Origin of the sequence: Agrobacterium sp. M50-1 (genome assembly GCF_049843495.1) — a bacterium.
Taxonomy (GTDB): domain Bacteria; phylum Pseudomonadota; class Alphaproteobacteria; order Rhizobiales; family Rhizobiaceae; genus Agrobacterium; species Agrobacterium radiobacter.
In genome coordinates, this window is sequence record NZ_JBBHZH010000005.1 from 57,851 (window position 1) to 82,670 (window position 24,820).

Below are 24,820 nucleotides of genomic sequence, written 5' to 3' on the forward strand. Positions count from 1 at the left end.
ATAGCGATAAAAGCGCATCCCGCTGCAAGACCGCCATTGCTGAACGGCAATGCCGGATCGCAAATATGCCACCCCGGTCGCCATGGAGGAGCATGCGCGGCTGAAGTGGCGAACATTTTCATCCGGGAGGAATCGATGAAAATACTGAAGACAGTTACCGGCTTTGCTGCCGCCGCTGCCGTTTCCCTTTTTGCGCTGTCCGCATCCGCTCAGAACTATCCAGAGCGCAACATCACAATGGTCGTGCCCTTTGCCGCCGGCGGCCCAACGGATACGGTCGCGCGTCTCGTTGCCGAATCCATGTCGAAGGATCTCGGCCAGCAGATCATCGTCGAAAATGTCGGCGGCGCAGGCGGCACGCTGGGTGCTGGTCGTGTGGCATCGGCCGATCCGGACGGTTACACGGTCCTTCTCCATCATATCGGCATGGCCACCAGCGCCACGCTCTACCGCAAGCTTGCCTATGACACGCTGAACGCCTTCGAATATGTCGGCCTGGTCACCGAAGTGCCGATGACCATTCTGTCGCGCAAGAACCTTGAGACGAATGATCTGAAGGGTCTGATCGAATACGCCAAGGCGAACAAGGACAAGGTCACTGTCGCCAATGCCGGCATCGGCGCTGCCTCGCATCTGTGCGGCATGCTGTTCATGAGCGCCATCGAGACGCCGCTGGTCACCGTTCCCTACAAGGGCACCGGACCGGCCATGACCGATCTGCTCGGCGGCCAGGTCGACATCATGTGCGACCAGACCACCAACACCACCAAGCAGATTCAGGGCGGAACCGTGAAGGCCTATGCCGTAACCACGGCCAAGCGGTTGGACGTGCTGCCTGACGTGCCGACGGTCGTTGAAGCGGGCCTGCCGAAGCTTGAGGTTGGCATCTGGCATGGCATCTATACGCCCAAGGGCACGCCGGCTGAAATCAACGAAAAGCTCTCCAAGTCGCTGCAGGTCGCGCTGAAGGACAAGAATGTCGCGGCTCGTTTTGCCGAACTGGGCACCACGCCCTCCTCGGAGAGCGATGCGACGCCAGCGGCGCTAAAGGCCAAGCTCGAAAGCGAAATCGCCCGCTGGAAGCCGGTGATCGAAGCTGCCGGCCAATATGCCGACTGATGAACGCGGAAGAACCGGCGGCATCGCGCCGCCGGTCGACCGTGATCATTTTAACAGGCGGACCGGTGTGATGCCGGCCGCGGTGGAGGGGCATCTTTCATGAAGTCGTTATTTAATGACCCTGCCGAGGCAGTCTGCGGGGCAATTTTCATGGGACTTGGCGTCTTTTTCGCCTTGCAGTCCTATGGGCTGGAGATCGGAACCGCCTTTCGCATGGGGCCGGGCTATTTCCCGCTCGTTCTGGCAATCATCCTCATTCTGCTCGGTGGCATCATATTCCTGCGCTCAGCCCGCCCGGCCGCGGAAGGGATCGGAGCGATCGCCTGGCGTGGCATATTCTTCATCCTGCCCGCGCCGATCTTCTTCGGCTTCACCGTTCGGGGTCTTGGTTTCGTGCCGGCGCTGTTTTTCAGCGCACTCATCGCCTCGTTCGCCTCGCACAAGATGAGCCCGCTTATGGCGATTGTTCTTTCCGCAGCCATCACGGCCTTTTCCGTCGCTGTTTTCAATTATGGTCTCGGCCTGCCGTTCCAGCGCTTCGGCCCCTGGCTTAAATTTTGAGGTGCTGCGATGGATTTGCTCGATAATCTTGCTCTCGGTTTCGTCACGGCCTCATCGCTGGCAAACCTGTTCTTCTGCCTGATCGGCGTGCTGCTCGGCACCCTGATCGGTGTGTTGCCCGGCATCGGCGCGACGGCGACCATTGCCATGCTGCTGCCCATCACCTTTCAGCTCGAGCCCGTCTCGTCGCTGATCATGCTCGCCGGCATTTATTATGGCGCGCAATATGGCGGTTCCACCACGGCCATCCTGATCAACATGCCCGGGGAATCCTCCTCTGCCGTCACCGCCATCGATGGGTATCAGATGGCGCGCAAGGGCAAGGCAGGGGCTGCTCTCGCCATTGCCGCCATCGGTTCGTTCTTTGCCGGCACGGTTTCCACCTTCCTCGTGGCGATCTTTGCGCCGCCGCTCACCGCGATTGCGCTGGAGTTTGGTGCGGCGGAATATTTCTCGCTGATGGTAGTAGGCCTCGTTTCGTCCATCGCCCTTGCCCATGGCTCCATCGTCAAGGCGCTGGCTATGGTCGTACTCGGTCTGCTGCTCGGTCTGGTCGGCACGGATATCTATAGCGGCACGCCGCGTTTCACCCTTGGTATCCGCGAATATGCCGATGGTCTGAACTTCGTCGCCGTGGCTGTTGGTGTCTTCGGTATCGCCGAAATCCTGCGCAACCTCGAAAACGAGCGCACCCGTTCAGTACTGATCGCCAAGGTCAGCGGGCTGATGCCCACACGGGAGGATTTCCGGAAAATGGTCGGCCCGGTACTACGCGGCACGGCCATCGGTTCCGCGCTCGGCATCCTGCCGGGCGGCGGCGCCATCCTCGCGGCCTTTGCGTCCTACACGGTGGAAAAACGCGTCTCCAAGAACCCGGAGGAATTCGGGCATGGCGCGGTGGCCGGTGTGGCCGGTCCGGAATCGGCCAATAATGCCGGCGCCCAGACCTCCTTCATCCCGCTGCTCACGCTCGGCATCCCCGCCAATCCGGTGATGGCGCTGATGATTGGGGCGATGATCATCCAGGGGATCGTGCCGGGTCCAAACGTTGCAGTCGAGCAGCCGGCGCTGTTCTGGGGCATCATCGCCTCCATGTGGATCGGCAACCTGATGCTCGTCGTCCTGAACCTGCCGCTGATCGGGCTGTGGGTTAAGCTGCTGACGGTGCCCTATTACGTGCTGTTCCCCATCATCATGGCCTTCTGCGCCATTGGGGTATACAGCGTCAACTCCAACGTCTTCGATCTCTATGCCGTCGCCTTCTTCGGCTTCATAGGCTACGTGCTGGTGAAACTGCGCTGCGAGCCGGCGCCGCTGCTCCTCGGTTTCGTGCTCGGCCCGCTGCTGGAGGAAAATCTGCGTCGCGCGATGATCCTGTCCCGGGGTGATCCGACCACCTTCGTCACCCGGCCGATCAGCGCCACACTGCTTTTCATCGCTTTGGCCGTGCTGATCGTCGTCTTCCTGCCAAGCGTGAAGAAGAAACGCGAAGAGGTCTTCGTAGAAGAAGACTAGGCAATATCAAACTTCTGGATGCCGGCGATGGAAACATCGCCGGCTTTTTCCGTTTCCGGATCACCATGACGAATTCGCTTCGCGAAAGCGACATATGGTTGACTCACAAGCTTTTAGGCCCAAGGAAGGGCTGGAAAGAGAGGTCGATATGACGTCGGAAACCGAAAAACGGATCATCGCGCTCGAGGAGACGGCCGCGCATCAGGCCAAGGTGATAGAGGAACTGTCCGACCAGTTGGCGGAACAGTGGAAGGTGGTGGAGCAGACCCGTGCCAAGCTCGACCGATTGACGGAGAGGTTCCTGACCCTTGAGGAACAATCGCTGGACGCGCCTGCGATCACCCGGCCGCCGCATTATTGACAGGGAAGAGCAGATGAAAAACGACACAGCCGCGCTTGCCGCCGATATCGTCGATTTCTGGAAGAAGGCCGGGCCGGACAAGTGGTTCGACAAGGATGCCGCCTTCGACAGTCATTTCCACGACCGTTTCCGTGATGCGCATTTTGCGGCCGCGAGACGCGAGCTGGACGACTGGCTGGACGGCGCGGAAAGCAGCCTTGCGCTTATGCTTCTGCTGGATCAGTTTCCGCGCAACTGCTTTCGCGGCACTGCCCACATGTACGCCACCGACCCGCTGGCGCGGCTCTTTGCCGATGAGGCCATCCGCCGCGGGCATGATCAGGCGGTGGGCGAGGACTTACGCGTCTTCTTCTATCTGCCCTTTTCCCATGCGGAGGATATCGCCGCCCAGCGGCGTGCCTGCGACCTGAACCAGCCGCTCGGCGGGCTTTATCTTCATCATGCCGAAGAGCATCGCGATATCGTTGAACGTTTCGGCCGTTTTCCGCATCGCAACGACATATTGCTGCGGGAAACAACATCAGAAGAACGGCAATATCTGGAAGAAGGCGGCTTTTCCGGCTGAGCCCAAAACGAAAACGCCGCCAGTCTCGAGGGATGGCGGCGTCCTAAAAGCTTGGGACCGGCGGAAATCAGCCGTCGAAGAATTCCTTCATCCGGGCAAAGAAGCCCGTCGATTCCGGATTGTTCTCCTTCGAGGAGAGCTGCTCGAACTCCTGCAACAGCTCGCGCTGACGCTTGCTGAGTTTCTGCGGCGTCTCGATCTGAATCTGGATATAGAGATCGCCTGTCTGCGCCGAACGCAGTACCGGCATGCCCTTGCCCTTCAGACGGAATTGCTTGCCCGGCTGGGTGCCCTCGGGAACCGTGACGCGTGACTTGGTGCCATCGAGTGTCGTGACATCGAAGGTGCCGCCAAGCGCCGCCGTCGTCATGGAGATCGGTACGGTGCAATAAAGATCGGCGCCGTCGCGCTGGAAGAACTCATGCGGACGCACGGACAGGAAGATATAGAGATCGCCCGCCGGACCGCCCCGCATACCGGCCTCGCCTTCGCCCTGCAGGCGAATGCGGGTGCCGTCTTCGATACCCGAGGGAATGTTGACCGAGAGCGAGCGCTCTTCCGTTACGCGGCCCTGGCCGTGGCACTTACCGCATGGATCGGAGATCGTCTGACCGCGGCCATGGCAGGTGGGGCAGGTGCGTTCCACCGAGAAGAAGCCCTGCGCCGCGCGCACGCGGCCGGAACCCTGACAGGTGGCACAGGTCTTCGGCTGTGTGCCCGGTTTGGCGCCAGAGCCGGAACAGACGTCACAGGTGATCGAGGTCGGAACCCTGATCTGCGCCGTCTTGCCGGTGAAGGCCTCTTCCAGCGTGATTTCCATGTTGTAGCGAAGGTCGGCCCCGCGCTCGCGCCCGCCGGAGGAGCGGCGCGCACGGCCGCCACCCATCATCTCGCCGAAGATGTCCTCGAAAATATCGGAGAAGCCGCCATTGGCGAAACCGCCGCCACCAAAGCCGCCGCCGCCGCCCATGCCGCCATTTTCAAATGCGGCGTGGCCGAAACGGTCATAGGCCGCGCGCTTCTGCGGGTCCTTCAGCGTTTCGTAGGCTTCGTTGATTTCTTTGAATTTCCGTTCGGAATCGGCATCATCAGGATTCTTGTCCGGATGGTATTTCATCGCGAGTTTGCGGAAGGCGCTTTTCAGCTCTTTTTCGTCCGCGGTCTTGCTGACGCCGAGTGTTTCGTAAAAGTCTGCTTTCGCCATTAAGTTAACAAGCCCCGCAAATGGATTTCCGGCTGCACTCGGCAGCCGGATGTCTTGCATATGTTGTCAGGAGACGGGAAGCCGCGCGATTAAGCGGACTTCTTGTCGTCCTTGATTTCTTCATAGTCGGCATCAACGACATCATCCTTGCCGCCTTCAGAAGCATCACCGGCCTCGGCCTGCTGTGCTTCGTATATGGCCTGACCGAGCTTCATGGAAACTTCCATGAGGGTCTGGGTCTTCGCCTGAATGTCGTCTGCGTCAGGCTCGGCGGCTTCGACAGCGGTCTTCAGGGCGGCTATGGCGTCTTCGATTGCCTTACGATCGGTCTCGGAAACCTTGTCACCATATTCCTTCACCGACTTCTCGGTGGAGTGAATGAGGCTTTCGGCCTGGTTCTTGGCTTCGACACCTGCACGACGCTTCTTGTCGGCTTCCGCATTGGCTTCGGCGTCCTTGACCATCTTTTCGATGTCGGCGTCGGAAAGACCGCCGGAGGCCTGGATACGGATCTGCTGTTCCTTGCCGGTGCCCTTGTCTTTTGCCGAGACCTGCACGATGCCGTTGGCGTCGATATCGAAGGTGACTTCGATCTGCGGAACGCCGCGGGGCGACGGCGGCAGGCCGACGAGGTCGAACTGGCCGAGCAGCTTGTTGTCCTGGGCCATTTCGCGCTCACCCTGCGAAACGCGGATGGTCACGGCCGACTGGTTGTCTTCGGCGGTCGAGAAGGTCTGGCTCTTCTTGGTCGGGATCGTCGTGTTGCGATCGATCAGACGGGTGAAGACGCCACCCAGCGTTTCGATGCCGAGCGACAGCGGGGTCACGTCGAGCAGCAGAACGTCCTTGACGTCGCCCTGCAGAACGCCAGCCTGAATGGCGGCGCCCATGGCAACCACTTCGTCCGGGTTCACGCCCTTGTGCGGCTCCTTGCCGAACAGCTGCTTGACGACTTCCTGCACCTTCGGCATGCGGCTCATGCCACCGACGAGAACGACTTCATCGATCTCGGAAGCGGAAACGCCGGCATCCTTCAGCGCTGCCTTGCAAGGCGCGACGGTGCGCTGGACGAGATCATCGACCAGGCTTTCGAACTTGGCGCGGGTCAGCTTCAGCGTCAGGTGCTTCGGACCGGAAGCGTCAGCCGTGATGAACGGCAGGTTGATTTCGGTCTGCTGCGAGGACGAGAGTTCGATCTTTGCCTTTTCGGCAGCTTCCTTGAGGCGCTGCAGGGCAAGCTTGTCGTTCTTCAGGTCGATGCCCTGATCCTTCTTGAACTCGCCGGCCAGATATTCGACGAGACGCATGTCGAAGTCTTCACCGCCAAGGAAGGTATCACCATTGGTGGACTTCACTTCGAAAACGCCGTCGCCGATTTCCAGAACGGAAATATCGAAGGTGCCGCCGCCAAGGTCGTAAACGGCGATCGTCTTGCCGTCCTTCTTGTCGAGGCCGTAGGCGAGCGCTGCCGCGGTCGGCTCGTTGATGATGCGCAGAACATCCAGACCGGCGATGCGGCCGGCATCCTTGGTAGCCTGGCGCTGGGCGTCGTTGAAGTAGGCCGGAACGGTGATGACGGCCTTTTCGACCTTTTCGCCGAGATAGGATTCAGCCGTTTCCTTCATCTTCTGAAGGATCATCGCGGAAATCTGCGACGGGGAATAATTCTTGTCCTGAGCCTTCACCCATGCGTCGCCATTGTCGCCCTTGACGATTTCAAAGGGAACGAGGGCCTTGTCCTTTTCGACGGTCGGGTCTTCGTAACGACGACCGATAAGGCGCTTCACCGCAAACAGGGTGTTGGTCGGGTTGGTGACCGCCTGGCGCTTGGCCGGCTGGCCGACAAGGCGTTCGCCATCGTCGGAAAATGCCACCATGGACGGCGTGGTGCGCGCGCCTTCCGCATTTTCAATTACTTTCGTGTCCTTGCCGTCCATCACTGCGACGCAGGAATTGGTCGTGCCAAGGTCGATACCGATTACTTTTGCCATGCTCTTCTCTCCTTGAAGCGAGCCGTCGGAACCCCGTGAGGCATTCCATTGACAACTCCTTGACTTGGATTTGCAGTATTCGCTGCAGTTATGCGGCGTATATAAGGAGCGATTTTTCCTGCTGCAAGGCGCAAGAGAGGGGTAAGAGCAGCAAAAAGCGGATGAATCCCTTGTCTGTGCAGAAGCATAGCCATCAACGCACGCGGAAGCGGAAAAACGCGACTTTGACGCTACGTCCTTGCAACACGGTCGGCAACGCCAAGGTTCATATGTAAGTCGGTGAAGATGAGGTGAAATGGCGGACAGGGTGGGATTCGAACCCACGGTACGCTTTCACGCACACACGCGTTCCAGGCGTGCGCCTTAAACCACTCGGCCACCTGTCCTTTTTCAAGTCTGCATGTCATGAAGAATGCAAATCACTGGAACGGCGCGATATATACCGATGAATTCGCAGGGATCAACACGAATCTGACAGTTTTTTGAAATGTCGGCAATTTCCTGTGTTCCGACGCGATTGCAAACCGGTTTTCCCACCTTTATCGATGCATTATAGGTTTCAAAAAGTGGCTGTCTGACCGGCAGATCGTGAGCGAGGTATACCAATGAAAGCTTTTTTGCGGTTTTTGAGCTTTCTTTTCCTCGTTGCGGCGGTTTTTCTGGGCGTGCTCGATTCGATCCGCTCGGTTTCCACATCCTCGATCGACATCACCGGCATCCTGTCCGTCTGGAACTATCTTCTTCCTGCTTCCCGCACCATGGTGGAAACGGCCTTGGCTCACTATATTCACCCTGAAGCGTGGCGCTTCATTGAAAACGCCCTGACGGCGGTGCCCGCATTTGCCGTTTCCCTGGCGCTTTCCCTGCTCTGCTGGATGGCGGGGTACAGGAAACACAGGGCGATGCGGCGTTTGTCAGCCTGACTTATGTCAGTCGAACTAGGCGCGCCCGCAGACGTGAACCACAAGAGAAGCGGCGGAGCTGGCCGCATGGAGGACCGAATGTTCCTGTTCGATACGCTTTCAAAAAAGACAACGATGCCGACGCAAGAAACCGCCTTGCCTGGCCGTGAAGCGGCGCTTGCGGTGCCGGAAGCCCATTTTGTCAATGGCCGGCCTTTGAAGGGACCTTATCCCGACGGCCTTGAAACCATCTATCTCGGCATGGGCTGCTTCTGGGGCGCGGAACGGCTGTTCTGGAAAACGCCGGGGGTGTGGGTGACGGCGGTGGGTTATGCTGGTGGTTTCACCCGTAATCCCACCTATCAGGAGACGACGACAGGTCAGACGGGCCACGCCGAAGTGGTCAAGGTTGTCTATGACCCGGCCGTGATTTCGCTCTCGAGCCTCTTGAAGATATTCTTTGAGGAGCACGACCCGACGCAGGGGATGCGCCAGGGCAACGATGTCGGCACGACCTATCGTTCCGCCATTTACGCGACGACGGAAGGCCAGTTGCAGCAGGCGCAGAAAGCGCGGGATGTTTTTCAGGAGGCTCTGGAGGCGGCGGGCCATGGCAGCGCCATCACCACCGAGATCGGGCCGCTTGAAAAGTTTTATTACGCTGAAGACTATCATCAGCAATATCTTGCCAAGAACCCGGGTGGCTACTGCGGCCTCAGGGGAACGGGCGTAAGCTGCAATATCGACTAGATTTTTTGCAGGTCGCGCGGTGGAAAGACCAAAAAAGCGCCAGAATAAAGTTTTTCCACCGGGTCAAAAAAACCGGATGAATTTTTCATTGAGCCATGCAAGGATATGAGCCAAGCACAGCCGGGAAACACGGCTGGCGGTTCCGCAGACATTCCCGGCCAACGGGTTTGCGGGAGGACCCTTAAAATATCAATTGCAACAACAGGGCTGCACAATGAAAAAATCCCTTCTGACGCTTTTTGCGCTTGCCGCAATGTCGGCTTCCGCGCTGGCCGCCGATATCAAGCCGGCGCTGGTCTATGGCACGGGCGGCAAGTTCGACAAGTCGTTCAACGAAGCCGCTGCGGCTGGCGCTGAAAAGTTCAAGGCGGAAACGGGCATCGAGTTCCGCGATTTCGAGCCGACCAGCGACACGCAGGGTGAGCAGGCTATACGCAACTTCGCGAGCAAGGGCTTCAACCCGGTTGTTGCTGTCTCCTTCGCCTGGACGTCAGCCATGGAAAAGGTCGCAGCCGAATTCCCGGACACCAAGTTCGTCATCGTCGATTCCGTCGTCGAGCTGCCGAATGTTCGTTCGGTCGTCTACAAGGAGCATGAAGGTTCCTACCTCGTCGGTCTTCTGGCCGGCATGGCCTCGAAGACCGGTAAGGTCGGCTTCATCGGCGGCATGGATATTCCGCTGATCCGTAAATTCGCCTGCGGTTATGCCCAGGGCGCGAAGGCTGCCAACGACAAGATTGAAGTCTTCCAGAACATGACCGGCACCACGGGCGCTGCCTGGAACGATCCGGTGCGCGGTGGTGAACTCACCAAGAACCAGATCGACCAGGGCGCTGACGTGATCTACGCGGCAGCCGGTGCGACCGGTATCGGTGTGCTGCAGACCGCTGCCGACAACAAGAAGTTCTCGATCGGCGTCGATTCCAACCAGAATCACCTGCATCCGGGCTCGGTTCTGACCTCCATGGTCAAGCGTGTCGATCTGGCCGTCTACAATGCCTACAAGGATGCCAAGGACGACAAGTTCACGCCCGGCATCGTTGCGCTCGGCGTCAAGGAAGATGGCGTCGCCTACGCCCTCGACGACAACAACAAGGCCCTGATCACGCCGGAAATGACCGCCGCCGTGGACAAGGCCAAGGCCGACATCATTGCCGGCACCGTCAAGGTTCATGACTATATGGCGGACAATTCCTGCCCGAAATGATATGATATGTGATTGGGGCGCATGATGTTTTTCATCTTGCGCCCTTTTCATATCCAGCCTTCGGAGAGGTTTCGGTTTGAGTATGGACCCAGCAATCGAACTCGTGGGCATCGATAAGAAATTCGGTGCCGTTCACGCCAACAAGAATATCAATCTGACCGTTGCCAAGGGAACGATCCACGGCATCATCGGGGAAAACGGCGCCGGAAAATCGACCCTGATGTCGATCCTCTACGGTTTTTACCAGGCCGACGCCGGTGAAATCCGGGTGAATGGCGCGCCGGTCTCGATCCGCGACAGTCAGGCCGCGATCAATTCAGGCATCGGCATGGTGCATCAGCACTTCATGCTGGTGGAAAATTTCACCGTGCTGGAAAACGTCATGCTGGGCGCAGAAGGCGGCGCATCGCTCGCCAAGGGCCGGGCGGCGGCGCGCAAGGAGTTGCAACGCCTCGAGGACGATTACGGACTGGAAGTTGATCCGGATGCGGTGATCGAAGAACTGCCTGTCGGTCTCCAGCAGCGCGTCGAAATCCTCAAGGCCATGTATCGTGGCGCCGAAATCCTGATCCTTGATGAGCCGACCGGCGTTCTGACCCCGGCTGAGGCCGATCACCTTTTCAAGATACTCGGCGTGTTGCGCGAGCAGGGCAAGACCGTCATTCTCATCACCCACAAGCTGCGCGAGATCATGGCGATCACGGATTCCGTCTCCGTCATGCGCCGCGGCGAAATGGTGGCGACCCGCAAGACATCCGAAACCAGCGTCGAGGAACTGGCCGAACTGATGGTGGGCCGCCGGGTGCTGCTCCGGGTGGAAAAGGGTGAGACGACGCCGGGCGAGGTTCTGCTTTCCATCCGCAACCTGACCGTCAAGGATAGCCGCGGCGTCACCATGGTGGATGATGTCTCGCTCGATGTCCGCGCCGGTGAAATCGTCGGCATCGCCGGTGTGGCGGGCAATGGCCAGTCCGAACTTCTTGAGGCGATCGCGGGGATCCGCAAGCCCTATTCGGGAGAGATATGGGTGGCCGGGCAGAAGGTCGACCGTCCCGATCCGGCTATTTTGCGCGAGCTCGGTCTCGCGCATATTCCGGAAGACCGGCACCATATGGGGCTGGTGTTGAAATTCGAGGAATATGAGAACTCCATCCTCGGTTATCACCATGATGAGCGTTACGGCAAAGGGCCTTTCCTAAACCCCGAGGCGATCCGCAAGGATGCGGTCGAAAAGATCGAGAAATACGATATCCGTCCGCCGAACCCGCAGCTGAAGACCGCCAATTTTTCCGGCGGCAACCAGCAGAAGATCGTCGTTGCCCGCGAAATCGAGCGTGACCCCAAGATGCTGATCATCGGCCAGCCCACCCGCGGCGTGGATATCGGCGCCATCGAATTCATCCATCGTCGCATCATCGAAATGCGCGATGCCGGAAAGGCTATTTTGCTGGTTTCGGTCGAACTCGATGAAATCCGTTCCCTTTCGGACCGGATCATGGTCATGTTCGCCGGGCGTGTCGTTGGAGAAAAAACGGCGGAAGCCGAAGAACAGACGCTGGGCCTGATGATGGCCGGCATCGCCGCATGAGGCATGAATGAGCACCGCTTCCACCCCCCTGCCAAACTGGATCAGCTACGGCCTGTTGCCGCTGCTGAATGTCGTCACCGCCTTTCTGATTTCCGGCCTCGTCGTCTGGTCGATCGGTGAAAACCCGCTGGCGGCACTTCGCCTGCTGATCGAAGGTGCGCTCGGCCGCGGCGACGCCATCGGCTTCACGCTGTTTTACACGACGAGCTTCATTTTCACCGGCCTCTCCGTCGCGGTCGCCTTCCATGCCGGTCTGTTCAATATCGGCTCCGAAGGTCAGGCCTATATTGGCGGGCTGGGCGCCGCGCTGGTGGCGCTGGCGCTCGACCGTTATGTGCCCTGGTATGTGACGATGCCCTTCGCCGTCATCGGTGCTGCAGTTTTCGGCGCGGCCTGGGCCTTCATTCCGGCATGGCTGCAGGCAAAACGCGGCAGCCACGTGGTCATCACCACCATCATGTTCAACTTCATCGCCGCGGCGCTGATGGTCTATCTGCTGGTGAACGTGCTGATCGTACCGGGCAAGATGGCGCCGGAAACGCGCACTTTCCTGGCCGGGGGGCAATTGCCGAAACTGGACTGGCTGATGGCGCTGTTCGGCCTCAAGCTTGGGCCGGCGCCGTTCAACGTCTCCTTCATCATCGCGCTGGTCATGTGTTTCCTCGTCTGGGTGCTGATCTGGCGCACCAAGCTCGGTTATGAGATGCGCACACTCGGCGTCAGCCCTTCAGCAGCCGTTTATGCCGGCATTCCCTATGCGCGCACCGTCATCATCGCCATGCTCATTTCCGGCGGTCTGGCGGGCATGATGGCGCTGAACCCGGTCATGGGCGCTTCCGCCCGCCTGCAGGTGGAATTTGTCGGCGGTGCGGGGTTTGTCGGCATTGCCGTGTCGCTGATGGGGCGAAGCCACCCGCTTGGCATCATCTTTGCGGCATTGCTGTTCGGCATCCTCTATCAGGGCGGCGCAGACCTCTCTTTCGAGATGCCGAACATTACCCGCGAGATGATCGTGGTCATCCAGGGTCTGGTGATCCTTTTCGCCGGCGCGCTGGAATATATGTACCGGCCGGCGATCGTCCACATCTACCAGCGCTTGGCAAAGGGGTGAGCTGATATGGATTTCTTCGATATGATGGTCAGCATTCTCGGCTCGACCGTCCGTCTCACCATCCCGCTGCTCTTCACCGCGCTTGCCGGGCTTTTTTCCGAACGCGCCGGCGTGTTCGATATCGGACTTGAAGGCAAGATGCTGGCGGCGGCCTTCGCTTCCGCCTGTGTTGCCTACATCACCGCAAATCCCTGGGCCGGTCTGCTGGCCGGCATTGCCGTCTCCATCCTGTTCTCTTTGATCCATGGTTTTGCCGTCATCACCAATCGCGGCAACCAGATCGTGTCGGGCGTGGCGCTCAACTTCATCGCCGCCGGTCTGACGGTGGTTCTGGGGCAGGCCTGGTTCGGGCAGGGCGGCCGCACGCCGCAGCTTCCGGGAGAAGGTCGGTTTGCCCCGATAATCCTGCCGGGTGCGGATGCGCTGCGCGAGGTGCCGTTCATCGGCCCGCTCTACGCCAATGTCATTTCCGGCAATAACATCCTCACCTATCTCGCCTTCCTGGCGGTGCCGCTGTCCTGGTGGGTGCTTTACCGTACCCGTTTCGGCTTGCGTCTGCGCGCCGTCGGTGAAAATCCGGGTGCTGTCGATACGGCAGGCATTTCGGTCACATGGATGCGTTTCCGCGCGGTCATCGTCGCCGGTTTCCTCTGCGGTTTCTCAGGCGCCTATCTCGCGGTGGCGCAATCGGCAGCCTTCATCGCCAACATGTCGGCCGGCAAGGGCTATATCGCGCTGGCAGCGCTGATCTTCGCGAAATGGAAGCCGGTGCCGGTCATGTTCGCCTGCCTGCTTTTCGGTTTTCTGGATGCTTTCGCCAACTTCATGCAGGGCAAATCCGTGCCCGGCATCGGCGAGGTGCCGGTGCAGATTTTCCAGGCCATGCCTTATATTCTGACCTGCATCCTGCTTGCTGGTTTCATCGGCGTCGCCAAGCCCCCCAAGGCCGGTGGCGTTGCCTATGCGAAGGAGCGTTAAACTCATGTCCTCCGATACCCAATCCCATGCCCTGTTCGAGGCAGCGGTGGAGGCCATGGCCTTTGCCCACGCGCCCTATTCGAAATTCCCGGTCGGCGCGGCGATCCGCGCCGAAGACGGCAAGATCTACAAGGGCGCCAATATCGAGAACCTCTCCTTCCCTCAAGGGTGGTGCGCCGAACCTTCCGCCATCAGCGCCATGATCATGGGTGGGGCAAAGAAGATCAGCGAGATTGCCGTCATCGCCGAAAAGCTTGCTCTTTGCCCTCCCTGCGGCGGATGCCGGCAGAAGATCGCCGAATTCGCCTCGCCGGAAACGCGAGTCTATCTGTGCGACGAAACCGGCGTCCAGAAGGTCATGACCATGGAAGAGCTTTTGCCCTTCAGCTTCAAGACAGAGCTGCCCTGATGCCGGATATGCTGATCGACATTCTGGTGGAGCGCCTGAACGGTCTGATGCCGCGCGTGGCCATCGTCCTCGGCTCGGGTTTGGGTTCTCTGGTGGAAGAGGTCAGCGATCGGATCCGGGTGCCCTATGCCGAACTTCCGGGTTTTCCCGCAAGCGGCGTCTCCGGCCATGCGGGTGAGCTGGTGGCCGGTTATCTCGGTGGTGAACCGGTCATGATGCTTTCCGGCCGGGTGCATTATTACGAAAAGGGCGACCCCTCCGCCATGCGCGCGATCATCGGGGCTCTGGCTGGTCTCGGCGTGCAGTCGCTCATCCTCACCAATTCGGCGGGTTCGGTAAGGCAGGATATGCCGCCCGGCTCGGTCATGCAGATCACCGATCACATCAACTATTCCGGCATGAACCCGCTGATCGGCGAGGAAAGCGACCGACGCTTCGTCGGCATGACGACGGCTTATGACCCTGACCTGATGCTTGCCATGCGCAATGCCGCGATCCGCGCGACCGTGCCCCTGTTTGGCGGCGTCTACATGTGGTTTTCCGGCCCGAGCTTCGAAACACCGGCGGAAATCCGCATGGCGCGGCTGCTGGGGGCGGATGCCGTCGGCATGTCCACCGTGCCGGAAGTCATCCTTGCCCGCTTTTTCGGGATGCGCGTTGCCGCCGCATCGGTTATTACCAACTACGGTGCCGGCATGACTGGCGCGGAACTGAGCCATGAAGAAACCAAGGATATGGCTCCCGTAGGTGGCAAGAGGCTTGCCGCCATTCTGAAGGAAATGATCGCAGGAGGAGCGTGACCATGGAACTCCAGCGTCCGCGCGAAGCGGCTGCCCTCACATTGTCCTTGCTGGACCTGACGAACCTCAAGGAAGACTGCACGCCTGAGCAGATTGCCGCTTTGTGCCAGAGGGCGCATACGGAATATGGCAATACGGCCGCGATCTGCATCTGGCCGCGCTTCGTGGCGCAGGCGCGTGCGGCGTTCGGAAAGGACCACGCGATCCGCATCGCCACGGTCGTCAATTTTCCTTCGGGCGATCTCGACGTCGCAACCGTAGTTGCGGAAACCGAAACGGCAATCCGCGACGGCACCGACGAAATCGATCTCGTCATTCCCTATCGCAAATTCATGGCAGGCGATGAATCGGCAGTTTCCACCATGGTGGCCGCCGTGCGCAAGGCCTGCGCAGCACCCGTGCTTCTCAAGGTCATTCTTGAAACCGGTGAGCTGAAAGACAAGGCCCTCATTCGTCGCGCCTCCGAACTTGCCATTGCCGAAGGGGCTGATTTCATCAAGACCTCGACCGGCAAGGTCGCCGTCAACGCAACGCTGGAAGCCGCCGACATCATGTTGCAGGCGATCCGCGACAGCAGGCAGAAGGTTGGCTTCAAGCCCGCTGGCGGCATCGGTACGGTGGAAGACGCCACGCTTTATCTGCGGCTGGCGGAAACCATCATGGCGCCCAACTGGGCCATGCCGTCCACCTTCCGTTTCGGCGCTTCCGGCGTCCTCGACGACGTATTGAACGTGCTGGCTGGCGGTGAGCCGGCCAAGGCTGCCAGCGGGTATTGAGCTTGATCCCGCAGGAAATCATCCGCCGCAAACGCGATGGCCTGTCTCTGGAACCGCAGGAGATCGCCGTTTTCATAAGCGCGCTTTCGAAAGACGGCATATCTGAAGGCCAGGCGGCGGCCTTTGCCATGGCGGTGTTTTTCCGCGGCATGAACCGGGACGAGATGGTGGCGCTGACGCTCGCCATGCGCGACAGCGGCGATGTTCTGTCCTGGAGCGATATCGGCAGGCCGGTGGCGGACAAGCACTCGACCGGCGGTGTCGGCGACAATGTCTCCCTGATGCTTGCTCCCATCGTTGCCGCCTGCGGTCTCGCCGTGCCTATGATCTCCGGCAGGGGTCTCGGCCATACCGGCGGCACGCTCGACAAGCTGGAGGCGATCCCCGGTTATAACGTCATGCCGGACGAGGCGCTGTTTCGCCAGACGGTGAAAACGGTCGGCTGCGCCATCATCGGCCAGACGGGCGATCTGGCCCCCGCCGACAAGCGCCTCTATGCCATCCGCGACGTGACCGCGACGGTGGATTCCATACCGCTGATCACCGCCTCCATCCTGTCGAAGAAGCTTGCAGCCGGGCTGCAAACGCTGGTTCTGGATGTGAAGGTCGGCAATGGTGCTTTCATGCAGAGCGTGGAGGATGCCCGCAATCTCGCCCGCGCGCTGGTCGATGTGGCGAATGGTGCAGGTCTGCCGACGACGGCCCTGATAACCGACATGAACCAGCCGCTTGGCGATGCCGCAGGCAATGCGGTCGAAATCGTCAATTGCCTGGATTTTCTGGCTGGTCGCAAGGCGGGAACCCGTCTCGAAAAGGTCGTGCTCGCCTTCGCTGCGGAAATGCTGGTGCAGGCCGGAAGAGCGACTACGCTTGATGAAGGCGAGGCGCAGGCCATGGCCGCTCTTTCCTCCGGCCGGGCCATGGAGGTCTTTGCGCGGATGGTTTCGGCACTCGGCGGGCCTTCGGATTTCGTTGAACGCCCGTCCCATTACCTGCCATCCGCACCGGTCACTCTCCCTGTTCCGGCTCCGCGCAGCGGCTGGCTCGCATCCTGTGCGACGCGCGATCTCGGTATGGTCGTTGTCGAGCTTGGCGGCGGCAGAAGAAAACCGTCGGATACCATCGACGCTGCGGTCGGTATTTCGGACATCCTGCCGCTCGGCACAAAAGTAGAAAAGGGCGAACCTATCGCCCTCGTCCACGCGGCTTCGAAAGAAGAAGCGGAACGCGCCGCCGAAAGGATTGCGGCCTGTTACGGGATTGGCGACTCTGCGACAGAGACCGGCAACGTGGTTCTTGAGCGGATTATCTGACCAGCCGCATTTCGCCGTTCGACACCTTGAATGATGACAATTGCTTCAAAAAGCTCATGCCGATCAGCATGTTGCTCAGCGCATTGTCTTTGAGCACCATGGCATCGACATTCTGGACACGGATCGTGCCGATTTCCACCCGGTCGAGCTTCACATAGGCCGCCATGGTCTGGCCGTTGGCGGTCGAGATCGGATATTTGAAATCGAGGCTGTTGACGCCGAAACCGAGCCGCCGGGCGATCGTTTCGTTGATGGCGACCGTGGAGGCGCCTGTGTCGACAAGCCCGTCGAAAGATTTGCCGTTGATACGGAAGGTGGCATTGAAATGACCGCGCGCATCCGCCTTCAGACTGACGCTGCCCAGCGACACCGGCTGCGGTTTGGCAAGTTCGGTGGCGGCGTCGGATTTTGCCGCGCCGTTTTCCGGGCGCGGCTGAAATTTTTCCATCAGCGCCGGGATCTGCGTGGCGCTGACCGAAAGACCGACAAGCAGAAAAATCGCACGCGCCAGCAAGTGACTACTCCCAATGGCTAGGTTTATTCAGACGCAGCATAGGCGCAAAACATGCTGAAATCTTAAAAGAAAAAGCCATCCGCCGCGTTGGGTGCGGCGAATGGCTCAAGCGGTTAAGCAATGATGAACGGTGTTATTTGGTGCCGTACATGCGATCACCGGCATCGCCGAGGCCGGGAACGATGTAACCCTTTTCGTTCAGCTGCTTGTCAATTGCGGCGGTGTAGATCGGCACATCGGGATGCGCTTCACGGAAATTCTTGATGCCCTCGGGGGCGGCCAGCAGACACAGGAAGCGGATGTTCTTCGCACCACGTTCCTTCAGCTTTTCCACGGCGGCAATCGAGGAATTGCCGGTTGCCAGCATCGGATCGACTACGATGATAAGGCGCGCATCGAGACTTTCGGGAGCCTTGAAGTAATATTCGACGGCCTCCAGCGTATCGTGATCGCGATAAACACCGATATGGGCAACGCGCGCCGAAGGCACGAGTTCGAGCATGCCTTCCAGCAGGCCGTTGCCGGCGCGCAGGATGGAGGCGAAAACCAGCTTCTTGCCCTCAAGCACCGGAGCCTCGATGGTTTCCAGCGGCGTATCGATGGTTTCCATCGTCATTTCAAGGTCGCGCGTCACTTCATAGCAGAGCAGCGTCGAGATTTCCCTGAGCAGGCGGCGGAAGCCGGCCGTCGAGGTTTCCTTCTTGCGCATGATGGTAAGTTTGTGCCGCACCAGCGGATGTTCGATGACTGTGACGCCGTCCATGAAACTGGCCTTCCTTTTTATCTTGTGCCCCTGTAATTCACCGAAAGTGCGCTTTTCGCAAGCCTTGTTCGCGGTTTTACCCCGCGAACCGCGACGTCACGCACAATCGAGTTTTGCAAGCAGCCGGTTGCGCGTTTCCTCGTCCACGAAGGCGCATTCCAGCGCGGTTCGGGTCATGCGGTTGATCTCGGTATCGTTGAAGCCGAACTCGTCCGCGGCCAGCGCATATTCCCGTGCAAGCGAGGTGAAGAAGAATGGCGGGTCGTCGGAACTGATGCAGACGCGCACCCCGGCGTCGCGCAACGCCTTGAGCGGATGGCTGGCGAAATCGGGATAAACGTCGAGTGCGATATTCGATCCGGGGCAGACCTCCAGAACCGTTCCCGCCTCGATCAGCCGGGCGACGAGACCGGCATCTTCGATGGCCCGCACGCCATGCCCGATGCGGGCCGGTTTGACGAGATCGAGCGCATCGGCAACGCTTTCAGGGCCGCAAACCTCACCCGCATGGATGGTCAGCCCAAGACCCGCATCGCGGGCAATGTCGAAGGCGCGCGCATAATCGGCGACGCGGCCCATACGCTCCTCGCCCGCCATATTGAAGCCGGTTACCAGCGGATGCTTAGCACGCGCCGCATATTCAGCAGCTGCGATTACCCGTTCAGGACCGAAATGCCGCTCGCCGGTGACGATGATGCGGGTCTCGATGCCGGTCTTTTCTTTGGCGATGCGGATGCCCTCGGCGATACCGGCTAGATAGGCGTCGGCACCGAGCCCGATCCGGTCGCCATGATCGGGTGAAATGATCAGCTCGCTATAGATCGTATTGGCTTGCGCAAGTTCGGTCAGATAGGTTTCGGTCAGGACGGCATAATCCTCATCCGTCTTGAAAACCTGCGCCACCGCATCATAACAGCGGATGAATTCAGCGAAATCCGACCAGACATATTGGCCGTCGCGCAGAAAGCCGCAGGTGTCTATGCCGTATTTCTCCGCCTGCCTTGCGACGAGCGCGGGCGGTGCCGCCCCTTCAAGGTGGCAGTGGATTTCCGCTTTCAGCAAATGGGATGTCAAATGAAGCTCCTGCCGTGAGAACCGGCCTCGATGCCAAGATGGTGGGCGATGCTTTCACCGATATCGGCGTAGCTTGAACGGATGCCGACATCACGGGAACGGATACCCGGCCCGAACGCCATGATAGGCACCCTTTCCCGTGTATGGTCCGTGCCCCGCCAGGTGGGGTCGCAACCGTGGTCGGCGGTGAGAAGGGCGATATCACCCGGCGCCATTTTGCGATGGATTTCGGGGATACGCGCATCGAAGGCCTCAAGGGCCGCCGCATAACCGGCAACGTCGCGACGGTGGCCAAAAAGCATGTCGAAATCGACGAAATTGGTGAAAACGAGATCGCCATTCTCAGCTTCGTCGATGGCCTGCAACGTCGCGTCCATCAGTGCGCTGTTGCCATTTGCCTTGATGACGCGCGAGATACCCTGATGGGCATAGATATCGCCGATCTTGCCGATCGCGTGCACCTTGCGGCCGGCCTCTACAAGCCGGTCGAGCAGGGTCGGTTCCGGTGGCGGCACGGAAAAATCGCGGCGGTTGCCGGTGCGTTCGAAGGTTGCGACCGTTTCGCCAATGAAGGGGCGGGCGATGACGCGGCCGATATTCAGCGGATCGAGCAGCTTGCGCACCGTCTCGCAGAGCGCGATAAGCCGCTGCAACCCGAAATGTGTTTCATGCGCGGCTATCTGGAATACGGAATCGGAAGAGGTGTAACAGATCGGCTTGCCGCTCCTGATATGCTCCTCGCCGAATTTCGCTATGATCTCGGTGCCGGAAGCATGACAATTGCCGAGAATGCCGGGAATATCGGCCTGCCTGCAAATGGCCTCCACCAGATCAGGAGAAAAGGCGTCGCCCTCCGTGGGGAAATATCCCCAGTCGAAGGTCACCGGCGTGCCCGCGATCTCCCAATGGCCTGAGGGCGTATCCTTGCCCTTGGATATTTCACTGGCGGAACCGTGCAGGCCGAAAATGCGCTCTGGCGGTTCCATGCCGGCAGGAATGTCGCCGCTTGCCTGTTTCGCGATCTCCAGCAGGCCGAGCGAACTCATGTTCGGCAGCTTCAACGGACCGGAGCGAAGCCCGGCTTTGTCGGCGGCGCCCGCGGCACAGAATTCCGCGATATGGCCAAGCGTGTTCGCGCCAAGATCGCCATAGTGTTCCGCATCGGGTGCGCCGCCGACGCCGAAGGAATCCAGAACGAGAAGAAATGCTCTTGCCATAACTCACCGAAACAAAATGCGCCGACGGGCAATGTCAGGCCGAACTGTCGTTATAGATCAGCAAAACGTGAAGAAGGAAGTGCTTTTATGAACCATCCGGTAAAACCGGCTGTTCAATCCTCGCCCCGTTTCGATTTGGGAGCATTGAGATTACGCAGGACATACCAGCCCGCAGCCACCACCATGGCCGCCAGAATATACCACGTAACGGCATAGGAGAGGTGGTTGTTGGGGAAGGTGAGCATGGTCTTGCCGCCGACCGGCAGGCCGCCCGGATTGGGTGTTGCGTCGGCGTCGACATAGAACGGCGCGACATCGGAAAGGCCGGATGCCTGCGAGATTTGAGGAATATTGCGGGAATACCAGCGGCCATTTGCGGGATCGTTGGTGCGCAGGAAAAGCCCGCCGGTTTCGGGCGCGCGCATCAGCCCGACGATCTCGACGTTGCCTGCTGGTTCGCTTTCCCGGCGGGAGGATGGATCGCGCCTGTCGGACGGCACGAAGCCGCGATTGACGATGATGCTGGAGCCATCGTCGCGCTTGAGTGGCGTCATCACCCAATAGCCGGGGCCGAGGTCTGTGACCGTATAGACCTGAACCTCACTGTCATTGAGGAAGGTGCCGGACAGTTTCACACGGCGATATTCGTATTCCGCGGGGTCGTTGAGTGCTGGCCATTCGCCGACGGCAGGGGCATCGACAGGATCGGCATGGGCGCGGGCTTCGACGCGCTCGATAAGATCGAGCTTCCAGGAAAGGCGTTTGACCTGCCATGTGCCGAGCACCAGCAGCAGACCCGTCAGGACAACGGTCAGAAACAGAACGACGATCGCGGCGGAGCGGATGCCTCGGTTGTGGGGTGTGGTTTCACTCATGTCACGGTCCTTGCGAAGCGCGGCTGGCGGGAAAGGCCATCTGCTTTGGTGAGCTTTTTGGTGCCCGCCGGGGCTTCCTCCAGCAAATAACCCCATAAATCGCGCGGGATTCATGGGGTTATGTGTTGGCGCGGAATGCGGCCCGCCGGAAAACCGGCGGACCGTTGATATCTGCTGCTCAGGGCAGGTTCTTCACATCCTCGATGTGCAGCGGCATCATGTTCTTGTTCATGTTGTACATGACCCAGAGCGAGCCGGAGAGCGTGATCAGGAGCACCACGACGGTAAAGATCAGCGCCATGAAGGTCCAGCCGCCTTCGGACTTGGTGTCCATGTGCAGGAAGTAGATCATGTGCACGAAGATCTGGATGACACCGAGACCCATGATCGCGATGACCAGCAGGGTCTTGTTTTCAAGGACGTCGCCCATGACCAGCCAGAAGGGGATCGCCGTCAGGATAACCGACAGGACGAAGCCGATCATGTAGCTTTTGAACGTGCCGTGGCTGGCGCCATCATGGTGATGGTCGTCGCCATGCGCGTCGTGATGTGCGTGTGCTTCGGAACTCATCAAAGAACTCCCATGAGGTAAACGAAGGAGAAGACGCCGATCCAGATGACGTCAAGGAAGTGCCAGAACATAGACAGGCACATCAGGCGACGCTTGTTGGCGGCGATCAGGCCGTGCTTGGAGACCTGGAACATCAACGTGACGAGCCAGATAATGCCGAAGGTGACGTGCAGTCCGTGCGTACCGACCAGCGCGAAGAAAGCGGAAAGGAACGCCGAGCGCTGCGGGCCGGCGCCTTCCGCGATCAGGTGGTGGAATTCATAGAGTTCCACGGCGAGGAAGGCGAGGCCGAAGAGACCGGTGACGCCGAGCCAGACCAGCGTGGCCTTCACCTTCTGCTTTTCCATTTCCAGCATGGCAAAGCCATAGGTAATGGAGGAGAAAAGCAGGAAGCCGGTATTGATCGCCACCAGCTTCAGATCGAACAGGTCGGCGCCCGAAGGGCCGGCCGCATAGTTGCGGCCGACAACGGCATAGGTGGCAAATAGCGTTGCGAAGATGAGGCAGTCGCTCATCAGATAGAGCCAGAAGCCCAGCGAGGTGCCGTTCTCCGGGTGGTGGTCTTCCTTCAGGTAGAAGACCGGTTCAGCGCCGTCGACGCTTTGTGCAGGTGTATGAGCCATATTCGTTACGCCTGTTCAGCAAGCAGCTTCGTACGTTCCGCCTCGACCGTCGAAACGTCGGAGGCAGGAATGTAGTAATCGCGATTGTAGTTGAAGGTATGGGCGATGGAGACCGCGATGATGGCGAGCATGGACAGAGCCGCAAGCCACCAGATGTGCCACACCAACGCAAAGCCGAGAACCACGCTGATGGCGCTGATGATAACGCCTGCGCCGGTGTTCTTCGGCATATGGATCGGGATGAAGCCTTCCTTGGGACGGTTGTAACCGCGCTTCTTCATGTCCGCCCAGGCGTCGACGTCATGCACAACGGGCGTGAAGGCGAAGTTGTAGGCCGGCGGCGGCGACGAGGTCGACCATTCCAGCGTACGGCCGTTGTAGGGATCGCCGGTCACGTCGCGCAGCTTTTCGCGATTGAGGAAGCTGACGATGAGCTGGATGACGAAGGAGGCGATGCCGAGCGCGATCAGGAAGGCGCCGAAGGCGGCGATGAGGAACCAGATCTGCAGGGAATTATCCTCGAACTGGCTGATACGGCGGGTAATGCCCATCAGGCCGAGAATATAGAGCGGCATGAAGGCGAAATAGAAGCCGATGAACCAGAACCAGAAGGACAGCTTGCCCCAGAACGGATCGAGACGATAACCGAAGGCCTTGGGGAACCAGTAGACGATGCCCGCAAGCACACCGAACACCACGCCACCGATGATGGTGTTGTGGAAGTGGGCGATGAGGAACAGCGAGTTGTGGAGCACGAAGTCCGCAGGCGGAACGGCGAGAAGAACGCCGGTCATGCCGCCGATGACGAAGGTGATCATGAAACCGATCGTCCACAGCATCGGAACGTCGAACTTGATGCGGCCCTTGTACATGGTGAAGAGCCAGTTGAAGATCTTCGCACCGGTCGGGATCGATATGATCATCGTGGTGATGCCGAAGAAAGCGTTGACGCTTGCGCCGGAACCCATGGTGAAGAAGTGGTGCAGCCACACGATATAGGCGAGGATGGTGATGACACCCGTCGCATAGACCATCGAGGCATAACCGAAAAGACGCTTGTTGGAGAAGGTCGAGACGATTTCCGAGAAGACGCCGAAGGCCGGCAGCACCAGGATGTAAACTTCAGGATGGCCCCAGATCCAGATGAGGTTGACATACATCATCGGGTTGCCGCCGAGATCGTTGGTGAAGAAATTCGTGCCAACGTAACGGTCAAGGGTCAGAAGGGCGAGCGTGCCGGTCAGGATCGGGAAGGAGGCCACGATCAGGATGTTCGAACACAGCGACGTCCAGACGAAGATCGGCAGGCGCATCATGGTCATGCCAGGGGCGCGCATCTTGATGATCGTCACGATCAGGTTGATGCCCGATAGCGTCGTTCCCACACCGGCGATCTGCAGACCCCAGATGTAATAGTCCACACCCACACCCGGACTGCCGTCGATACCGGAAAGCGGCGGATAGGCGAGCCAGCCGGTCTGCGCATATTCACCGATGAACAGCGAGATCATGGTGATGACGGCGCCGGCCGTGGTCATCCAGAAGGAGAAATTGTTGAGGAAGGGGAACGAAACGTCGCGGGCGCCGATCTGCAGCGGCACGACGAAGTTCATGAGACCCGTGATCATCGGCATGGCCATGAAGAAGATCATGATAACGCCATGGGCCGTGAAAATCTGGTCGTAATGGTGGGGCGGAAGGTAACCTTCCGATCCGCCCGACGCGATCGCCTGCTGAACGCGCATCATGATCGCGTCGGCGAAGCCGCGCAACAGCATGACCAGCGCCAGAATGATGTACATGATACCGATCTTCTTGTGATCGATGCTCGTGAACCATTCATTCCAGAGATAGCCCCACAGGCGGAAATAGGTGAGGGCGCCGACGACGGCGATGCCGCCCAGAGCCACAGCCGCGAAAGTCGCGACAAGAATGGGCTCGTGAAGCGGGATGGACTCCCATGTCAGCTTCCCGAACAGGAACGACGTTTGATCGGAATTGACGATCATTTTTAGCCTCTTGCGATTCTAAGA

The 24,820-nt window shown here is 59.5% G+C and carries 25 protein-coding genes and 1 tRNA gene; 15 read left to right on the forward strand and 11 right to left on the reverse strand.

From position 1 onward, the window contains the following. Window positions 1-135 precede the first annotated feature (135 nt). The 5 genes from WDZ78_RS13580 to WDZ78_RS13600 all read left to right on the forward strand — a co-directional run bounded on the left by WDZ78_RS13580 (window position 136) and on the right by WDZ78_RS13600 (window position 4,121). Window positions 136-1,119, forward strand: coding sequence for a tripartite tricarboxylate transporter substrate-binding protein (locus WDZ78_RS13580; protein WP_026363842.1), 984 nt, complete (start codon window positions 136-138; stop codon window positions 1,117-1,119). Window positions 1,120-1,218: 99 nt separating this feature from the next. After that, window positions 1,219-1,680, forward strand: a complete 462-nt coding sequence (locus WDZ78_RS13585) for a tripartite tricarboxylate transporter TctB family protein (RefSeq protein ID WP_026363841.1) — start codon at window positions 1,219-1,221, stop codon at window positions 1,678-1,680. Window positions 1,681-1,689: 9 nt separating this feature from the next. Next, window positions 1,690-3,195, forward strand: a complete 1,506-nt coding sequence (locus WDZ78_RS13590; RefSeq protein ID WP_020011258.1) for a tripartite tricarboxylate transporter permease — start codon at window positions 1,690-1,692, stop codon at window positions 3,193-3,195. 148 nt (window positions 3,196-3,343) lie between these two features. After that, window positions 3,344-3,556 (forward strand): SlyX family protein, encoded by a 213-nt coding sequence (locus WDZ78_RS13595; protein WP_425673318.1) that lies wholly within the window; start codon window positions 3,344-3,346, stop codon window positions 3,554-3,556. Between the two features lie 13 nt (window positions 3,557-3,569). Then, window positions 3,570-4,121 (forward strand): DUF924 family protein, encoded by a 552-nt coding sequence (locus WDZ78_RS13600; protein ID WP_020011256.1) that lies wholly within the window; start codon window positions 3,570-3,572, stop codon window positions 4,119-4,121. A 67-nt stretch (window positions 4,122-4,188) separates the two neighbouring features. Here WDZ78_RS13600 and dnaJ read toward each other — a convergent pair whose 3' ends face one another. The 3 genes from dnaJ to WDZ78_RS13615 form a co-directional block, all read right to left on the reverse strand. Beyond that, window positions 4,189-5,325 (reverse strand): molecular chaperone DnaJ, encoded by a 1,137-nt coding sequence (gene dnaJ / locus WDZ78_RS13605; RefSeq protein WP_004439156.1) that lies wholly within the window; start codon window positions 5,323-5,325, stop codon window positions 4,189-4,191. An 89-nt stretch (window positions 5,326-5,414) separates the two neighbouring features. Then, on the reverse strand, window positions 5,415-7,316 hold the full coding sequence (dnaK, locus tag WDZ78_RS13610; protein ID WP_003507226.1) for a molecular chaperone DnaK: 1,902 nt from the start codon (window positions 7,314-7,316) through the stop codon (window positions 5,415-5,417). A gap of 296 nt (window positions 7,317-7,612) precedes the next feature. After that, window positions 7,613-7,702 (reverse strand) — tRNA-Ser (locus tag WDZ78_RS13615). A 219-nt stretch (window positions 7,703-7,921) separates the two neighbouring features. Between WDZ78_RS13615 and WDZ78_RS13620 the strand changes: the two genes are divergently transcribed. The 10 genes from WDZ78_RS13620 to deoA all read left to right on the forward strand — a co-directional run bounded on the left by WDZ78_RS13620 (window position 7,922) and on the right by deoA (window position 17,150). Continuing rightward, window positions 7,922-8,239, forward strand: coding sequence for a hypothetical protein (locus WDZ78_RS13620; RefSeq protein ID WP_425673319.1), 318 nt, complete (start codon window positions 7,922-7,924; stop codon window positions 8,237-8,239). 78 nt (window positions 8,240-8,317) lie between these two features. Continuing rightward, a complete protein-coding gene (gene msrA, locus WDZ78_RS13625; RefSeq protein WP_425673477.1) occupies window positions 8,318-8,968 on the forward strand; it encodes a peptide-methionine (S)-S-oxide reductase MsrA in 651 nt (216 codons plus the stop codon). Window positions 8,969-9,182: 214 nt separating this feature from the next. Then, window positions 9,183-10,175 carry a BMP family lipoprotein gene (locus tag WDZ78_RS13630; RefSeq protein ID WP_087743160.1) on the forward strand — a complete coding sequence of 331 codons (993 nt, stop codon included), beginning with the start codon at window positions 9,183-9,185 and terminating at the stop codon, window positions 10,173-10,175. A gap of 82 nt (window positions 10,176-10,257) precedes the next feature. Next, window positions 10,258-11,763, forward strand: a complete 1,506-nt coding sequence (locus tag WDZ78_RS13635; protein WP_111794266.1) for an ABC transporter ATP-binding protein — start codon at window positions 10,258-10,260, stop codon at window positions 11,761-11,763. A 7-nt stretch (window positions 11,764-11,770) separates the two neighbouring features. After that, window positions 11,771-12,874, forward strand: a complete 1,104-nt coding sequence (locus WDZ78_RS13640) for an ABC transporter permease (RefSeq protein ID WP_020011250.1) — start codon at window positions 11,771-11,773, stop codon at window positions 12,872-12,874. Between the two features lie 6 nt (window positions 12,875-12,880). Next, window positions 12,881-13,852 (forward strand): ABC transporter permease, encoded by a 972-nt coding sequence (locus WDZ78_RS13645; protein WP_425673320.1) that lies wholly within the window; start codon window positions 12,881-12,883, stop codon window positions 13,850-13,852. Window positions 13,853-13,856: 4 nt separating this feature from the next. Next, the gene (locus tag WDZ78_RS13650) at window positions 13,857-14,261 is read left to right on the forward strand and encodes a cytidine deaminase (RefSeq protein WP_425673321.1); all 405 of its coding nucleotides are present in this window, start codon (window positions 13,857-13,859) and stop codon (window positions 14,259-14,261) included. Then, window positions 14,261-15,061 (forward strand): purine-nucleoside phosphorylase, encoded by an 801-nt coding sequence (locus WDZ78_RS13655; protein ID WP_020011247.1) that lies wholly within the window; start codon window positions 14,261-14,263, stop codon window positions 15,059-15,061. Before WDZ78_RS13650 ends, WDZ78_RS13655 begins: the two co-directional genes overlap by 1 nt. Before the next feature lie 2 nt (window positions 15,062-15,063). Next, window positions 15,064-15,837, forward strand: a complete 774-nt coding sequence (deoC, locus tag WDZ78_RS13660; protein ID WP_425673322.1) for a deoxyribose-phosphate aldolase — start codon at window positions 15,064-15,066, stop codon at window positions 15,835-15,837. Next, window positions 15,834-17,150, forward strand: coding sequence for a thymidine phosphorylase (gene deoA, locus WDZ78_RS13665; RefSeq protein ID WP_425673323.1), 1,317 nt, complete (start codon window positions 15,834-15,836; stop codon window positions 17,148-17,150). Before deoC ends, deoA begins: the two co-directional genes overlap by 4 nt. Here deoA and WDZ78_RS13670 read toward each other — a convergent pair. The 8 genes from WDZ78_RS13670 to cyoB form a co-directional block, all read right to left on the reverse strand. Next, window positions 17,143-17,664 carry a TIGR02281 family clan AA aspartic protease gene (locus WDZ78_RS13670; protein ID WP_425673324.1) on the reverse strand — a complete coding sequence of 174 codons (522 nt, stop codon included), beginning with the start codon at window positions 17,662-17,664 and terminating at the stop codon, window positions 17,143-17,145. The genes deoA and WDZ78_RS13670 overlap by 8 nt on opposite strands. A 133-nt stretch (window positions 17,665-17,797) precedes the next feature. Beyond that, on the reverse strand, window positions 17,798-18,427 hold the full coding sequence (upp, locus tag WDZ78_RS13675) for a uracil phosphoribosyltransferase (protein ID WP_003493096.1): 630 nt from the start codon (window positions 18,425-18,427) through the stop codon (window positions 17,798-17,800). Window positions 18,428-18,523: 96 nt separating this feature from the next. After that, a complete protein-coding gene (locus WDZ78_RS13680; RefSeq protein ID WP_425673325.1) occupies window positions 18,524-19,501 on the reverse strand; it encodes an adenosine deaminase in 978 nt (325 codons plus the stop codon). Continuing rightward, window positions 19,498-20,718: a phosphopentomutase gene (locus WDZ78_RS13685; RefSeq protein WP_425673326.1), complete on the reverse strand. Its 1,221-nt coding sequence runs from the start codon at window positions 20,716-20,718 to the stop codon at window positions 19,498-19,500. The genes WDZ78_RS13680 and WDZ78_RS13685 overlap by 4 nt, the downstream gene beginning before the upstream one ends. Window positions 20,719-20,831: 113 nt before the next feature. Then, window positions 20,832-21,593, reverse strand: coding sequence for an SURF1 family protein (locus tag WDZ78_RS13690; RefSeq protein ID WP_425673327.1), 762 nt, complete (start codon window positions 21,591-21,593; stop codon window positions 20,832-20,834). Between the two features lie 178 nt (window positions 21,594-21,771). Next, complete coding sequence (cyoD, locus tag WDZ78_RS13695; RefSeq protein WP_035219607.1) at window positions 21,772-22,164, reverse strand: cytochrome o ubiquinol oxidase subunit IV; 393 nt, start codon at window positions 22,162-22,164, stop codon at window positions 21,772-21,774. Continuing rightward, the gene (cyoC, locus tag WDZ78_RS13700; protein WP_020011239.1) at window positions 22,164-22,787 is read right to left on the reverse strand and encodes a cytochrome o ubiquinol oxidase subunit III; all 624 of its coding nucleotides are present in this window, start codon (window positions 22,785-22,787) and stop codon (window positions 22,164-22,166) included. Before cyoC ends, cyoD begins: the two co-directional genes overlap by 1 nt. 5 nt (window positions 22,788-22,792) lie before the next feature. Continuing rightward, entirely contained in the window at window positions 22,793-24,796 is a 2,004-nt protein-coding gene (cyoB, locus tag WDZ78_RS13705) for a cytochrome o ubiquinol oxidase subunit I (protein WP_020011238.1), read from the reverse strand. Between the last annotated feature and the right edge of the window lie 24 nt (window positions 24,797-24,820).